Annotated in this window: 14 protein-coding genes; 8 read left to right on the top strand and 6 right to left on the bottom strand. The window is 62.2% G+C overall.

Going from position 1 to position 14,769, the window contains the following annotated elements; translation table 11 throughout:
* The first annotated feature begins 43 nt into the window (after window positions 1-43).
* From benC to BFC21_RS03625, 8 genes are all read left to right on the top strand, one after another.
* On the top strand, window positions 44-1,054 hold the full coding sequence (gene benC, locus BFC21_RS03590) for a benzoate 1,2-dioxygenase electron transfer component BenC (protein ID WP_088377234.1): 1,011 nt from the start codon (window positions 44-46) through the stop codon (window positions 1,052-1,054).
* Between the two features lie 19 nt (window positions 1,055-1,073).
* Window positions 1,074-1,835: a 1,6-dihydroxycyclohexa-2,4-diene-1-carboxylate dehydrogenase gene (locus BFC21_RS03595; protein WP_120265693.1), complete on the top strand. Its 762-nt coding sequence runs from the start codon at window positions 1,074-1,076 to the stop codon at window positions 1,833-1,835.
* A gap of 26 nt (window positions 1,836-1,861) precedes the next feature.
* Window positions 1,862-2,980, top strand: a complete 1,119-nt coding sequence (locus tag BFC21_RS03600; protein ID WP_120265694.1) for a muconate cycloisomerase family protein — start codon at window positions 1,862-1,864, stop codon at window positions 2,978-2,980.
* Window positions 2,981-3,114: 134 nt separating this feature from the next.
* A complete protein-coding gene (gene catC, locus BFC21_RS03605) occupies window positions 3,115-3,405 on the top strand; it encodes a muconolactone Delta-isomerase (RefSeq protein ID WP_088377237.1) in 291 nt (96 codons plus the stop codon).
* A 41-nt stretch (window positions 3,406-3,446) separates the two neighbouring features.
* Window positions 3,447-4,364 carry a catechol 1,2-dioxygenase gene (gene catA / locus BFC21_RS03610; RefSeq protein ID WP_088377238.1) on the top strand — a complete coding sequence of 306 codons (918 nt, stop codon included), beginning with the start codon at window positions 3,447-3,449 and terminating at the stop codon, window positions 4,362-4,364.
* An 85-nt stretch (window positions 4,365-4,449) separates the two neighbouring features.
* Entirely contained in the window at window positions 4,450-5,886 is a 1,437-nt protein-coding gene (locus tag BFC21_RS03615; protein WP_120265695.1) for an FAD/NAD(P)-binding protein, read from the top strand.
* 136 nt (window positions 5,887-6,022) lie between these two features.
* Window positions 6,023-7,123 (top strand): polyamine ABC transporter substrate-binding protein, encoded by a 1,101-nt coding sequence (locus tag BFC21_RS03620; RefSeq protein ID WP_088377240.1) that lies wholly within the window; start codon window positions 6,023-6,025, stop codon window positions 7,121-7,123.
* Window positions 7,124-7,212: 89 nt separating this feature from the next.
* A complete protein-coding gene (locus tag BFC21_RS03625; protein ID WP_120265696.1) occupies window positions 7,213-8,313 on the top strand; it encodes a P1 family peptidase in 1,101 nt (366 codons plus the stop codon).
* 119 nt (window positions 8,314-8,432) lie between these two features.
* On the opposite strand, the gene BFC21_RS03630 is transcribed toward BFC21_RS03625, so the two are convergent.
* The 6 genes from BFC21_RS03630 to nikB form a co-directional block, all read right to left on the bottom strand.
* A complete protein-coding gene (locus BFC21_RS03630) occupies window positions 8,433-10,172 on the bottom strand; it encodes a dipeptidase (RefSeq protein ID WP_120265697.1) in 1,740 nt (579 codons plus the stop codon).
* A 103-nt stretch (window positions 10,173-10,275) separates the two neighbouring features.
* Entirely contained in the window at window positions 10,276-11,058 is a 783-nt protein-coding gene (locus BFC21_RS03635) for a helix-turn-helix transcriptional regulator (protein ID WP_088377241.1), read from the bottom strand.
* Window positions 11,059-11,432: 374 nt separating this feature from the next.
* Window positions 11,433-12,218 carry an ATP-binding cassette domain-containing protein gene (locus BFC21_RS03645; protein ID WP_120265699.1) on the bottom strand — a complete coding sequence of 262 codons (786 nt, stop codon included), beginning with the start codon at window positions 12,216-12,218 and terminating at the stop codon, window positions 11,433-11,435.
* The gene (locus BFC21_RS03650; protein ID WP_120265700.1) at window positions 12,215-12,988 is read right to left on the bottom strand and encodes an ATP-binding cassette domain-containing protein; all 774 of its coding nucleotides are present in this window, start codon (window positions 12,986-12,988) and stop codon (window positions 12,215-12,217) included. Before BFC21_RS03650 ends, BFC21_RS03645 begins: the two co-directional genes overlap by 4 nt.
* Window positions 12,985-13,830 carry a nickel ABC transporter permease subunit NikC gene (gene nikC / locus BFC21_RS03655; protein WP_016780697.1) on the bottom strand — a complete coding sequence of 282 codons (846 nt, stop codon included), beginning with the start codon at window positions 13,828-13,830 and terminating at the stop codon, window positions 12,985-12,987. Before nikC ends, BFC21_RS03650 begins: the two co-directional genes overlap by 4 nt.
* On the bottom strand, window positions 13,827-14,768 hold the full coding sequence (gene nikB / locus BFC21_RS03660) for a nickel ABC transporter permease subunit NikB (RefSeq protein ID WP_088377244.1): 942 nt from the start codon (window positions 14,766-14,768) through the stop codon (window positions 13,827-13,829). The genes nikC and nikB overlap by 4 nt, the downstream gene beginning before the upstream one ends.
* Window position 14,769 lies beyond the last annotated feature (1 nt).

The following is a 14,769-nucleotide window of genomic DNA, read 5'->3' on the forward strand; positions in this document are numbered from 1 at the left end:
GCCTGTGGGCGCCCGGGGCGCGGCATTGCCTGCGAGGTACATTATGAGCTTTCAAATTGCCCTCAACTTCGAAGACGGCGTGACCCGTTTTATCGAGACCAATGGCCAGGAAACCGTGGCTGATGCCGCTTACCGCCAGGGCATCAATATACCGCTGGACTGTCGTGACGGCGCTTGTGGTACCTGCAAGTGCTTTGCCGAGGCCGGGCGTTATGAGCTGGGCGAGGATTATATCGAAGACGCCCTGAGTGCAGAGGAGGTCGAGCAGGGGTATGTGCTCACCTGCCAGATGCGTGCCGCCAGTGATTGCGTGGTGCGGGTGCCTGCCTCTTCATCCGTGTGCAAGACCCGCCAGGCCAGTTTTGAGGCTGCCATCAGTGATGTGCGCCAGTTGTCCGAAAGCACAATCGCACTGTCGCTCAAGGGCGAGTCCCTGAGCAGCCTGGCCTTCCTGCCGGGCCAGTACGTCAACCTCAGCGTGCCCGGCAGCGAGCAGACGCGTGCCTATTCGTTCAGCACCCTGCAAAAGGATGGCGAGGTCAGCTTTCTGATCCGCAACGTGCCGGGCGGGCTGATGAGCCGCTTTTTGACCGGCATCGCCAAGGCGGGCGACAGCATGACCCTGGCCGGGCCGCTGGGCAGCTTCTACCTGCGCCAGATCCAGCGGCCCTTGCTGCTGCTCGCGGGCGGCACCGGGCTGGCGCCCTTTACCGCCATGCTGGAAAAAATCGCCGAGCAGGGCAGTGCCCATCCGGTGCATCTGATTTACGGCGTGAGCAATGATTTCGATCTGGTTGAACTCGATCGCCTGCAAGCCTTGAGCGAGTGCATTGCCAACTTCAGTTTCAGCGCCTGCGTGGCCAACCCGCAGAGCCAGCACCCGCTCAAGGGCTATGTCACCCAGCATATCGAGCCGGGCCACCTCAACCACGGTGATGTCGATGTGTACCTGTGCGGCCCGCCGCCGATGGTGGAAGCGGTCAACGTTTACATCCGCGAGCAGGGCATTACCCCGGCCAATTTCTACTACGAGAAGTTTGCCGCCGCGGCGTGAAACTTGACTGGAGCTTGCCATGAACAACCGATTCGACAACAAGGTCGCGCTGGTCACCGGCGCCGCCCAGGGCATCGGCCGCCGCGTCTGTGAACGCCTGCTGGACGAAGGCGCGCAGGTGATTGCGGTGGACCGTTCCGAGCTGGTCTTTGAGCTTGAGGGCGAGGGCGTGCTGGCCCTGACCGCCGACCTTGAACACTACGCCGACTGCGCACGGGTGATGGCTGAGGCGGTAAAAACATTTGGCCGTCTCGATGTGCTGATCAATAACGTGGGCGGCACCATCTGGGCCAAGCCGTTCGAGCACTATCAGGCCGAAGAAATCGAGGCCGAAGTGCGCCGCTCGCTGTTTCCCACCCTGTGGTGCTGCCATGCGGCATTGCCCTACATGCTCGAACAGGGCCGCGGGGCGATTGTGAATATTTCTTCAATCGCAACCCGCAGCGTAAACCGCGTGCCTTACGGCGCGGCCAAGGGGGGCGTGAATGCACTCACGGCCTGCCTGGCCTTCGAGAATGCCGGGCGCGGCATTCGCGTCAATGCCACCGCACCGGGTGGTACTGAAGCACCGCCGCGGCGGATTGCGCGCAACGATGCCGCGCAAAGCCCTGACGAGAAGATCTGGTACCAGCAAATCGTCGACCAGACCCTCGACAGCAGCCTGATGAAACGCTACGCCAGCCTCGATGAGCAGGTGGGCGCGATCCTGTTCCTGGCCAGCGACGACGCCTCCTATATCACCGGCGTAACCCTGCCGGTGGGCGGCGGCGACCTCGGCTGACTTCCCTGACAAAAAGGACAATTGCCATGAACTCCATCCTGATTGAAAACCTGACCACCCAGATCGTCGACCTGCCGACCATCCGCCCGCACACCCTGGCCATGCACACCCTGCGCAAGCAGACCCTGGTGATTGTGCGCCTGCGGTGCAGCGACGGCATCGAAGGCATTGGCGAAGCCACCACCATTGGCGGCCTGGCCTACGGCTACGAAAGCCCGGAAAGCATCAAGGCCAATATCGATGCGCATCTGGCGCCGATGCTGGTGGGCCAGCCGGCGGCCAATATCAACGCGGCCATGCAAAGCCTGGACAAGATTGCCAAGGGCAATACCTTCGCCAAATCCGGTATCGAAACCGCGCTGCTGGACGCCCAGGGCAAGCGCCTGGGCCTGCCGGTCAGCGAACTGCTCGGCGGGCGGGTACGCGACAGCCTGGAAGTGGCCTGGACCCTGGCCAGCGGTGACACCGGCCGCGACATTGCCGAAGCCGAGCAGATGCTCGACAGGCGCCGCCATCGCATCTTCAAACTGAAAATCGGCGCCAACCCGCTGGAACAGGACCTCAAGCATGTGCTGGCGATCAAAAAAGCCCTGGGCGAGCGCGCCAGCGTGCGCGTGGACGTCAACCAGTACTGGGACGAATCCCAGGCCATCCGCGGTTGCCAGGTGCTGGGCGACAACGGCATCGACCTGATCGAGCAGCCGATTTCCCGGGTCAACCGCTCCGGGCAAGTGCGCCTGAACCTGCGCAGCCCGGCGCCGATCATGGCTGACGAATCCATCGAAAGCGTGGAGGACGCCTTCAGCCTGGCGGCGGACGGTGCAGCCAGCGTGTTTGCCCTCAAGATCGCCAAAAACGGCGGCCCCCGGGCGGTGCTGCGCACGGCGCAGATTGCCGAAGCGGCGGGTATCGCCCTGTACGGCGGCACCATGCTTGAAGGCTCGGTGGGCACCCTGGCGTCGGCGCATGCCTTCCTCACCCTCAAGCAACTGACCTGGGGCACCGAGCTGTTCGGGCCGCTGCTGCTGACGGAAGACATCGTGACCGAGGCGCCGCAATACCGGGATTTTGAGCTGCACATTCCGCGCACCCCGGGTCTGGGCCTGGGCCTGGACGAAGAGCGTCTGGCCCGTTTCAGCCGCTGACACTCTGAAAACCCCTGTGGGAGCGGGCTTGCTCGCGATGCAGACGACTCGCTGCATCAGGCCAACCGCGCTGATGCTATCGCGAGCAAGCCCGCTCCCACAGCCACTTCCCCTATTTCTTCAAGGAGAACCCCATGCTTTTCCACGTAAAAATGACCGTCAACCTGCCCCTCGACATGGACCCCGCCAAGGCCGCGCAACTCAAGGCCGACGAAAAGGAACTGGCCCAACGCCTGCAACAGGAAGGCACCTGGCGCCATCTGTGGCGCATCGCCGGGCATTACGCCAACTACAGCGTATTTGACGTGGCCAGTGTCGAGGCCCTGCACGACACCCTGCTGCAATTGCCGCTCTTTCCCTACATGGATATCCAGATCGAAGGGCTGTGTCGTCATCCTTCCTCGATCCACAGCGACGACCGTTAACGCTTTTATCCCTTGCACAAGAACAAGATGAGGTGAGCCCCATGACCGTGAAAATTTCCCATACCGCTGCCGTCCAGAGCTTCTTCAAAGAAGCCGCCGGCTTTGCCAGTGACAACGGCAACCCACGCCTGAAAAGCATCATCCTGCGGGTCTTGCAGGACAGTGCCAAAATTATCGAAGACCTCGACATCAGCGAGGATGAATTCTGGAAGTCGGTGGATTATCTCAACCGTCTGGGCGCTCGCTCGGAAGCCGGGTTGTTGGTGGCGGGGCTGGGCATCGAACATTTTATCGACCTGTTGCAGGACGCCAAGGACGAGCAGGCCGGCCAGACAGGCGGCACCCCGCGCACCATCGAAGGCCCGCTGTATGTGGCCGGGGCCCCGGTGTTTGAAGGCCAGGCGCGCATGGACGATGGCCGCGAAGAGGGTGCCACCGTGATGTTTCTCGAAGGCCAGGTGTTCGACACTCAAGGCCAGCCGCTGGCCGGGGCCACGGTCGATCTGTGGCACGCCAACACCAAGGGCACCTATTCGTTCTTTGATCGCAGCCAGTCCGAGTACAACCTGCGCCGGCGCATTATCACCGACGCCGAAGGCCGCTACCGCGCCCGCAGCATCGTGCCCTCGGGCTATGGCTGCGACCCGCAGGGGCCGACCCAGGAATGCCTCGATCAACTGGGCCGTCACGGCCAGCGTCCGGCCCATGTGCATTTCTTTATCTCGGCCCCGGGGCATCGGCACCTGACTACCCAGATCAACCTGTCCGGGGATAAATACCTGTGGGACGACTTTGCCTATGCCACCCGCGAAGGCCTGGTGGGCGATGTGCAGTTTCGCGACGACGGTGCCCGTGATGTTGCGGGGCGTTATGCCGAGTTGACGTTTGACTTTCAGTTGCAACAGGCCGTCGCTCCTGCTGCCGAACAGCGCAGCCACCGCCCGCGGGCGCTGCAATAAGTCAATCGCTGCGGGGCTGGACACCGTGGGGAGCTGGATGCAGGATCAGCGGTCGATCCTGCACCCAAGTACGAGAGAGCCCTCCATGAATGAACCGCACATGGCACAGGCAACCCCTGCCATCCGCGACACTGATGTCCTGATTGTGGGCGGTGGCCTGAGCGGCGCCTTGCTGGCCATGCAACTGCTGCGCTTGCCGGGTGCCCGGCGCATCACGGTGGTGGAGCCCCGCCCCGAACTGGGCCGGGGCGAGGCCTACAGCGCCACCGAGCTGGGGCATACCCTCAATGGCAATGCCGCGCGCATGAGCGTCGACCCCGATGATGCCGACGACCTGACCCGCTGGCTGCAAGCGCATATCGCTGCGGGTGGCTGGCCCGAGTCCGCCGCTCAGCCTGTACCGGTGGCCGAACTGTTCCCGCCCCGGGGGTTGTTCGGTGACTATGCCCGCCAGCGCCTGGCCGAAGCGCTGGCGATTGGCGAACGCAACGGCTCAAGCCTGAGCCATATATGCGATGAAGCCGTCGACTTGCACACCCTTGAACACGGCGTGCAGGTCACGCTCAAGCGCGGCGAAGTGTTGCTGGCAGGCGCAGCGGTATTGGCCACCGGCATGTTCCCGGCGGCGCGCACGGCGCAGCGTCAATCCAGCGGCTTGAATGCGGCCGCGCTGGACCCGTGGAATGTCGAGGCCATGCGTGCATTGCCAGTGGATGCCCGGGTGCTGATTATCGGCTCGGGGCTGACTATGGTCGATGCCCTTGAGTCGCTGAACCAGGCCGGGCATCGGGGGCCGATCGAGGTGTTTTCCCGTCACGGCCTGTTGCCCCATGTGCGGCGTCAGCCACCAGTTTGGGAAGATTTCCTGAGCCTGGCGCCGGGCGTGCGCAGCCCTTTGCAGTTGTTGCGTGAACTGCGTCGCCAATGTGCCCTGGCACAAACCCGGGGCATCGACTGGCAGGCGCCGCTGGACACGGTGCGGGTGCATATCGCCAGGCTCTGGAGCCAGGCCAGTGACGCCCAGCGTCGCCAGTTTGTGCGCCATGTGCGGCCCTGGTGGGAAAGCCATCACCATCGCTCACCGCCCCAGGGCAATGCCTTGCTGCAACGGTTGCTGGAAGCAGGGCGGCTGACGATCCATGCGGCGTCGCTGCAAGCTGTGGACAGCTCGCAGCTGCGTATTCGCCTGCGTTATCGCGGGCAGACCGAAGCGGTGTGGGTGCAGGGCGACGGCCTGATCAACTCAACGGGCATCGAATACGACTGGCGCCGCGTGGACAAGGCCTTGCCCCGGCAATTGCTGCAGCGCGGGCTGGTAGTGCCCGGCAACCTGGGGCTGGGCATTGCTGCCGATGCTGGCGGCGCGGTGCTGAATGCCCGGTTGCAGCCCGCGCAGCGGCTGTTTGCGATGGGGCCACCGCTGCGCGGCATGTGGTGGGAAAGCACCGCAGTCACGGATGTGGCGTTACAGGCCAAGGCGCTGGCGCAGCGGCTGCAGCTCAGCGGCGTGAACAACCCCTGATCCTGCTATTGTCCGGACATAGAACCGGACACGCACAATGGCCATCAAAATCCCCTTTTGGCCTGCCTCCCTCTGTGATCGTCCCCCTGTGTCGGCAAGAATCAAACTCACCTACGCCGACCCGGGGAACCGATCCATGCACACGATAAAACGCTTGATGGGCGCCACTGTTTGCGGGCTGACCCTGCTGGCCAGCGCTGCACATGCCGAGCAACGCGAGTTGCGGGTCTATAACTGGGCCGACTACATCCTGCCGTCCGTGCCCAAGGACTTCGCCAAACAGACCGGCATCAAGGTCACCTGGGACTCTTTTGACACCAACGAAGCCCTGGAAGCCAAACTGTTGACCGGTAACTCCGGCTATGACCTGGTGGTGCCGTCCAATCAGTTCCTCGATACCCAGATCAAGGCCGGGGTGTTCCAGAAACTGGACAAGAGCAAGCTGCCCAACTGGCAGCACCAGGACCCGGCACTGCTCAAGCTGCTGGACACCAACGACCCTGGCAACCAGTACGCCGTGCCCTACATGTACGGCACCGTGCTGATCGGCTTCAACCCGGCCAAGGTCAAGGCGGCCCTGGGGGAAAATGCGCCGGTGGACAGCTGGGACCTGGTGTTCAAGCCCGAGAACATGGCCAAGCTGAAATCCTGCGGCGTGGCGATGCTCGATTCGCCTTCGGAAATCCTGCCGCTGGCGTTGCATTATCTGGGCCTGGACCCCAACAGCCAGAACCCGGCCGATTATGAAAAAGCCAAGGCGCTGATGCTCAAGATCCGCCCCTATGTGACTTACTTCAACTCCGCCAAGTACATGACCGATATCGCCAATGGCGACATCTGCGTGGCCATCGGCTATTCGGGCAGCTTCTACCAGTTCGGCAACCGCGCCAAAGAGTCCGGTAACGGCGTGGTGGTGGATTGGCGCTTGCCCAAGGAGGGCGCGCCGATCTGGTTTGACACCTTCGCCATCCCTAAAAGTGCGAAAAATGTCGAAGAGGCCCACGAGTTCCTCAACCACCTGCTGGAGCCCAAGGTCATTGCCGGGATCAGCGACTTTCTTGGCTACCCCAATGCCAACAAGGACTCGCTGGCGCTGATCAACCAGGACATCACCGCCAACCCCAACCTGACCCCGACCAGCGAGGCACTCAAGTCCTTGTATGTGGTGCAGCCGCTGCCGCAAAAAATGGAACGCGTGCGCACGCGGGTGTGGACCAGTATCAAGTCGGACAAGTAACCCCTCGGGGGTAGTGCATGGGGGTTATCGTCAAGTGCCTGCCGGGTTTCTACACTGGCGGCACTTAATCGAACGACGAGAACAGCACCATGCGTATCCGTGAGCTTGGCATCACCATCGGTTCGGGCACCCCCGGCGTGTTCAACGCCATTACCGACGTGCCGGGTGTGCGCGTAGGTCATCACACGCTCAACGTTGAAACCGGCGACGTATCCATCCATTCCGGTGTCACCGTGATTGAACCGCGTGCGGGAGCCACGCACCTGCAACCGTGCTTTGCCGGCGTGCATGTGCTCAATGGCAACGGCGATGCCACGGGCCTGGAGTGGATTCGCGAAGCGGGTTTGCTGACCTCGCCGATTGCCTATACCAATACCCACAGCGTCGGCGTGGTGCGCGATGCGCTGGTGGCGGCCGAGCGCGAGATGGGCAAGCAGCACACCTACTGGTGCATGCCGGTGGTGCTGGAAACCTATGACGGCACGCTCAACGATATCTGGGGCCAGCATGTTACGGCCGAGCATGTGCAACTGGCGCTGCAGGATGCCAGCTCAGGACCGGTGCAGGAGGGTAGTGTGGGCGGTGGCACGGGGATGATCTGTCACGAGTTCAAGGGCGGTATCGGCACTTCCTCGCGGGTGCTGAGCCCGGAGCAGGGTGGCTGGACCGTCGGTGTGCTGGTGCAGGCCAACTACGGAGTGCGCGAAGCCTTGCGGGTGGGGGGGTACCCGGTGGGTACGATGTTGGGTGACGTGCCGTCACCGTTTAAACGCGAGAAAAAGGTGGGTGTGCCGGGCATGGGATCGATCGTGATTACCCTTGCTACCGATGCCCCGTTGTTGCCGCACCAGTGTACCCGTCTGGCGCAGCGTGCCAGTGTCGGGCTGGCGCGAGTGGGGGGCGGTACTGAAGACTCCAGCGGCGATATTTTTATTGCCTTTGCGGTGGGCAACAGCAACTTGCCGGCGGCCAACTTCGGCCATCCGGGTGAGCCGACCACGGCCTTGCGGATGGTCAACAACGACTACATCTCGCCGCTGTTTGTGGCGGCGGCGGATGCGGTAGAGGAGGCGATACTCAATGCCATGCTCGGTGCGGATGACCTGAGCGGATGTGGCAACACCGTGCTGGCGCTCAAGCCTGAGCGTTTACTGGCGGCGTTGCAGCAGGTGGGCTGGAAAGCCGCTTGATCCCGTAATCCCGTAGTCGCTGCCGAGGAACGAAAGCTGCGAGCTCTTGCCTTGCAGCGACTCGAACAAAAAGCTCGCAGCCTTCGTTCCTCGGCAGCGACTACGCGGTCCTGTACCTGTCAGAGTTTCGGCAACTGCCCCACCCGGGCCATCATCTCGGTAACGATCTGCAGGTCCAGCATAAACTGCTCGACCGTCTTGAACTCATTGTCCGTATGCCCGGTGTATTTCACATTGGGCATGGCCAGGCCAAATTGCACACCGTTGGGCAGTTCATGCACCGAGGTTGCACCCGCCGAAGTACCGAACGTGTGTTCCATGCCCAGGTTTTCACTGGCCACCGCCAGCAACGCCTTGACCCACTCACCCTCGGGGTTGCGGTACATCGGCTCGGCAATGGTGTAGTCGAAGGTCACCGGCACCTGCTTGCTCTTGCTCCAGGCCGCCAGCTTTTCGGCAATCTGCGCTTTCAGTGATTCAGGCGACTTGCCCTTGGGCACGCGCAAATTCACCGCCAGCTTGAGCGCCTTGTCGTCCAGCCCTACAAACGTCAGCGAAGTGGTCAGCGGCCCCATGAACTCATCGGCAAAACCGACCCCCAGCTTGCCACCCTTGTAGTCCAGGCCCCAGTTGTCGGCCGCATAGTGCGCAGCGTCGGTAATGTGGTTGTGCTTGAGGGCAATCTGGCCGTCAACGCTGCTGATAAAATCGAGCATCCGCGCCACCGGGTTGACCCCCGACTCGGGCTCCGAGGAGTGAGCCGAAACACCGGTCACGGTCAGCACTACATCCTTGCCCACCACCTTGGCATTGATCTCGAAATCACCGCCATTGCGCTTGGCATATTCAGCCCCGGCCTTGTTCAGGCTGGCCGCCAGTTCAGCAGGCTGGGCGGTGAGCAGGGTGGCGACCGAGGTCGACGGGATCTGGTTAGTGGCCATGCCGCCGGTCAGCGAAACGATTTCTGCACCCTGGCCAGCACCGGGCCGCCGGGCAAAGCTGGCCATAACGGTGCCGTAGCCTTTCTCGGCGATCACCACCGGGTAACCGCCATCCAGCGCCAGGTTGTAATTGGGCACCGGGTTGTGCTCGAAGTAATAAGGGATGGCATCACCGCTGGTTTCTTCGGTGGTGTCGATCAGCAACTTGAAGTTCCTGGCCAGTGGCAGTTGTTCTTCCTTGATGACTTTCATGGCGTACATCGCCACCACGATGCCGTTCTTGTCATCTTCGGTACCGCGCCCGTACATGCGGTCGCCGATCAGCGTGACCTTGAACGGGTCGAGCTTGGTGCCGTCCTTGAGTACCCAGTTTTCCGCGGTTACCGGCACGACGTCGGCGTGGGCGTGAATACCGACCACTTCATCGCCACTGCCTTCGAGGGAGACTTCATAGACGCGGTTGTCGATATTGCGAAAGTTCAGGTTGAAGGCCTTGGCGAGGTCCTTGATCTTGTCGGCGATCTTGAGGAACTGCGGGTTTTCGTACTGGGGCACGTCGTCCAGGTTTACCGTCGGGATGGCCACCAGTTCGCGCAGGGTTTCAGTGGCTGCCTTGCCATATTTGAGACGGGTATACAGGCCCAGCAGACGATAGATTTCGTTCTGCTGCTCTGCGGTCAATGCCTTGTTGTCGATAAAGGCGCTGATGGTCGGGCCAAGGTTATCTTTTTGTGCCAGCTCGCTCTTGCCCAAAGCCCCCAGAAACTGCCGGAAGTCAGTGACCTTGCTGTCGCTGAAGGTCTTGAGGATGACCGCGCTCTGTTGCGGGGTGATGGTGGCGTGGGCAGAGCTGCTGAACGCAGCAAGGCTGGCCATCATCAGGGTTGCAGCGGCCAGTTGCTTAAGTGAAAAGTCCATTTTGCAGGGCATTCCTGTACAGGTCATTGAGTTGAAAAATGAAGTAAATGAAACAAAACATTTCCAAACTTACACTGCAAGGACGTGCGACGGTAGGTTGTTTTTACTCCTGCGCCTGTAAAAACAACGAGAACAGTTCGGACTGTGACTTGATTCCCAACTTGCCGTACATGTGCTTGCGATGGACCTTGACGGTCTCGGCCGAAATCACCAGTTTGCGGGCGATTTCCTTGTTCGAACAACCACTTAGCAGCAGCAGGGCGACTTCCATTTCCCGTGCGGTCAGCGGCGTGGTCAACTGCTCGGCAGCCGCTTCAAGGTGGCTTTGCCAGTTGCCAGGCTGCTCCGGTGCCTCCCCGGGGTCGCGTTCAAACATCAGGCGCTGGCGCATCAGTGCTGCTACCCAGGGCCGTACCAACCCCAGCAACGCGCCCTGTTCCAGGCTGAAGCGGCACTGGCTGCCCAGGGACAGGCTCAGGGTGCGTTGGCTATCGAGTTGCACATTGATATGCACTTCGTCGGTGACGATATTGAGGCGGAAATAGCGCTGATAGTAGTCGGTCTGTTCAAAGCATTCCGGGGCCACGTCCTGCAGGCGGACTAACCCGCTCTGTGGTGCTTCGCGGTTGGCAATATAGAACGGGTCGAGCAGGTACAGGCCCTTGAGGTAGTCCTGGAACAACGAATCCATGCCACCGTCTGCACCGGGGGACTCGGCCAGTACCTGCGGCTTGCCGGCGCTGTAGATCAGCACCACCCAGTTGTCCACGGGCACATAGCGGCCCAGCAGACGCACCAGCGCAGTCCAGAAATTGGGGCGGTCGAGGGTTTCGATCACGCGGCCCATCGCGTCATGCCAGGCCACATCCTGCAAGCTCAGATTCATCTCACTACCCACTGGGTGTTAGCCCATCGAAGTCATTTGTTGGCGCGGTGCCGCGCACCATACTCGGCTCATCCCTCCGTGCAGGCAACCGAGATGAACATTGAATGGGTGCAACTGGCAGGCCGTGACTTTTATCTTCAGTAGTCGCTGAGGAGCGCAGCGAGGCTGCGATCGGACGCGAAGCGGCCGCCCGGCCGACCTGTTTGAATGCAGGATTTGCGACAGGCATATTTTCTCTGTGGGAGCCGGGCTTGCCCGCGATGCAGGCACCTCGTTCCATCTGGATGAGCGAAGTGCTGCCATCGCGGGCAAGCCTGCTCCCACAAGGGATTATCCCTGCTTCAAACGCTTGGCTTGTCCATACGACGCGAATGCTAAAGGCTCATTGCCTCACAACGAACTCCTTTTGCCCTCGGCATCGCCGGCAACACCGCCTCCTGCAAGGTCCGCGCAGCGGGGTGGGTAAAGCGCATCTGCGCCGTGACCGGCAGGTCTTCCACCAGCTTGCCCTCTGCCAATACCACCACCCGCTGGCAAAACCGCTGCACCAGGCTCAGGTCATGGGTGATCAGCAAAAAGCCGGTGCCCGACTCGCGCCGTACCAGCGCCAGTAAATCCAGAATCTGCACTTGCAGCACCCGGTCCAGGTTGGACAGGGCTTCGTCGAGGATGATCAACTGCGGGCCGATCGCCATGGCCCGGGCAATGCCGGCGCGCTGCAATTGCCCGCCGCTCAGTTGTGCCGGGAGCTTGTCGATGTCACGGGCCTCAAGCTGGACTTGCTGGAGCAACTGCTCAACCCGGGCCCTGCACGCCGCGGCGTCCATGTCCGAAAGATGGCGTAAAGGCTCGGCAATGCTCCAGCCAATGCTGCGCTGGGGGTTGAAGGCGCTGAGCGCATCCTGAAAGACCATCTGCACGCGCTGCAAAAACGGCGGCTGACCCTTGAACACAATGCTGCCCCGGTCGGCGTTTTCCAGGCCCATCAGCAGGCGCGCCAGGGTGCTTTTGCCGCTGCCGCTGCCTCCCAGCAGGCCAAGGCTTTGGCCTTCGTGCAGGTCCAGGTTCAAGCCGCTCAGCACCTGCACCCGATGCCGTTTGCTGAACAGTCCGCCGGCGCTGTAGCCGTGCTCAAGGTCACGTACTTGAATAAAACTCATGGCGCGCAGCTCTCCATTGTCAATGAGTGGTGCGCCGCCAGCAGCGTGCGCGCTTCCTGGCTTTGCGGGGCATTGAACAGTTGGTGCACATCGGCCTGTTCGACGATACGGCCGTGGGCCATGACGCTGACCTGATCGGCGCAGCGTGCCACCACGCCCATGTCATGGGTGATCAACAGCACGCCAAGGTTGCGCTGCTCCACCAGCCGCTGCAGCAGGTCGAGAAAGCGCGCCTGGGCAACCACATCCAGATCGCTGGTGGGTTCGTCGGCCAGCAAGAAGCGGCTGTCGGCGAGCAGGGCCAGGGCGATCATCATGCGTTGCAGCATGCCGCCGCTCAATTGAAAGGCAAATGAGTCCAGTACCCGCTGGTCATCGTGCAGGCCCACTTCATGCAACGTGGCCTGGATCAGTTGCTCGGCCTCGACCCCTTGCAGGCCACGGGCCTGGAGGGTTTCGAGGGCGTGCTGGCGCAGGGAGCGCACCGGGTTGAAGGCGCTGCGCGGGTTTTGCAGCACCAGCGCCACCTGGCGCCCGCGCAATTGCGCAGCAGCCACCGGCTGGCCGTCCAGCAGCAGGCTGGCGCCAGTGCTGTGTACGCCGGGGGGCAGCAGGTCGAGGATGCCCAGGCTGGTCAGCGACTTGCCTGAACCGCTGGCCCCGACCAGGGCATGCACCTGACCGGCCTTGAGGGTCAAGTCGACGCGGTCGACCAGGGTGCGTTGCCGGTGTTTGAGGGTCAGGCCGCGAATCACCAATGTCTGCTTCATTCCTTGATCTCCGCCAGTACGCTGGGGTCCAGGCGGTCGCGCAAGGCGTCGCCCAGCAGGTTGAAGGCCATGACCGAGATAAAAATCATCAGCCCCGGCCACAGCAGCAGTTGCGGCTGGGTCCAGATAAATTCCTTGGCATCGTTGATCATCACCCCCCATTCGGGGGTCGGCGGGCTGACGCCCAGGCCCAGAAAGGATAAGCCCGAGACATGCAGCATCATGTGGCCAATGTCCATCGACGCCAGCACCAGCAGCTGCCCGACGACGTTGGGCATCACATGCTGGCGCAGCCGGGTCAGGCGCGAGGCACCGGCCAGTCGCGACGCCAGCACATAGTCACGGTTGCGCTGGGCCAGGACCATGCCGCGCACCATGCGTGCATACCAGGCCCAATGGGACAGGGCGATGGCGATGATCACGTTGGTCAGGCCGGTACCCAGCAAGGCGATCAGAAAGAACGCCAGCACCAGGGTGGGGAAGGTCAGGAACATGTCGCACAGACGCATCAGGAACATGTCGACCTTGCCCCCGACAATCCCGGCGATACCGCCAATCACCACGCCCAGTACCAACACCAGGCCCAGCACCAGCACCACGCTGCCCAGGGACAGTTGCGTGCCGACGATCAGCCGCGATAGTACGTCGCGACCCAGGTGGTCGGTGCCCAGCCAGTGGCTGGCACTGGCGGGCAGCAGGCGTTCGTCGAGATTCACCAGAGTGGCGTCGTAAGGCGCCAGCCAGGGGCCGAACAGCGCCATCAACAGCAGCAGGGCGACCAGCGCATAACCGATGCGCGCCCCGTTTTTTTTGCCGGTGTAAACAGCAGCCACGGTGCTCATGCCATCACCCCCGAGAAACGTGTGCGCGGATCGAGCCAGGCGTAGCAGATGTCCACCACCAGATTGCACAGCACCAGCAGGGTGGTCAGCAGCAGGGTGAAGCATTGCATGACCGGGAAGTCGCGGTTGAGCACCGCGCTGACCGCAAAGCGCCCCACGCCGGGCCAGGCGAAGATGGTTTCGATCACCAGCGCGCCACCGAGCAACTCGCCGATATGCATGCCGGTGGCGGTCACCAGCGGCATCCAGGCATTGCGCAGGATATGGTCACGCCATACGCGCTTTTCATTCAGACCACGCGCCCGGGCGTAGAACACATGCCGATGCTCACGCACATCCAGCAGGCTGGCGCGCAGCAGGCGGGCGTTGATCGACATCGACATCAGGGCAATCGCCAGCACCGGCATCAGCAGATGCTGCGGGCCGCCACGGCCCATCGGTGGCAGCCAGCCCAACCACAGCGAGAACAGCGCTATCAGTAAAAAAGCCAGCCAGAAATTGGGCATCGATACGCCGATAAAGGTGATGAAACGCACCACCTGATCGGGCCAGCGACCTTTCCAGCGGGCCGCCGCCAGGCCCAGGGGAATGCTCATCACCAGCGTGGTGAGTAACGCCAGCCCGCCCAGTTGCAGGGTTGCGGGCAGGTAATAAAGGATGTCATCGAGCACCGGGCGCCCGGTGATATAGGACATGCCGAAGTCCAGATGCAGGGCATTCCACAGCCAGGTGAGGTATTGCTCGGGCAGCGGCCGGTCCAGGCCCAGGGCATGGCGCGCCTCGGCCAGCGCGGCGTCGGTGGGCGGGATCTGCGACAGGCGCAGATAGTCCAGGGCCGGGTCGCCGTTGCCCAGGTGCAGCAGCACAAAGACGATCAATGACACCCCCAGCAACACCGGGATCAGCAGCACAAGCCGCAGGATGATATAGCGCAGCATG

The sequence above is a fragment of the Pseudomonas sp. TMW 2.1634 genome, from assembly GCF_001703595.1.
GTDB lineage: Bacteria > Pseudomonadota > Gammaproteobacteria > Pseudomonadales > Pseudomonadaceae > Aquipseudomonas > Aquipseudomonas fragi.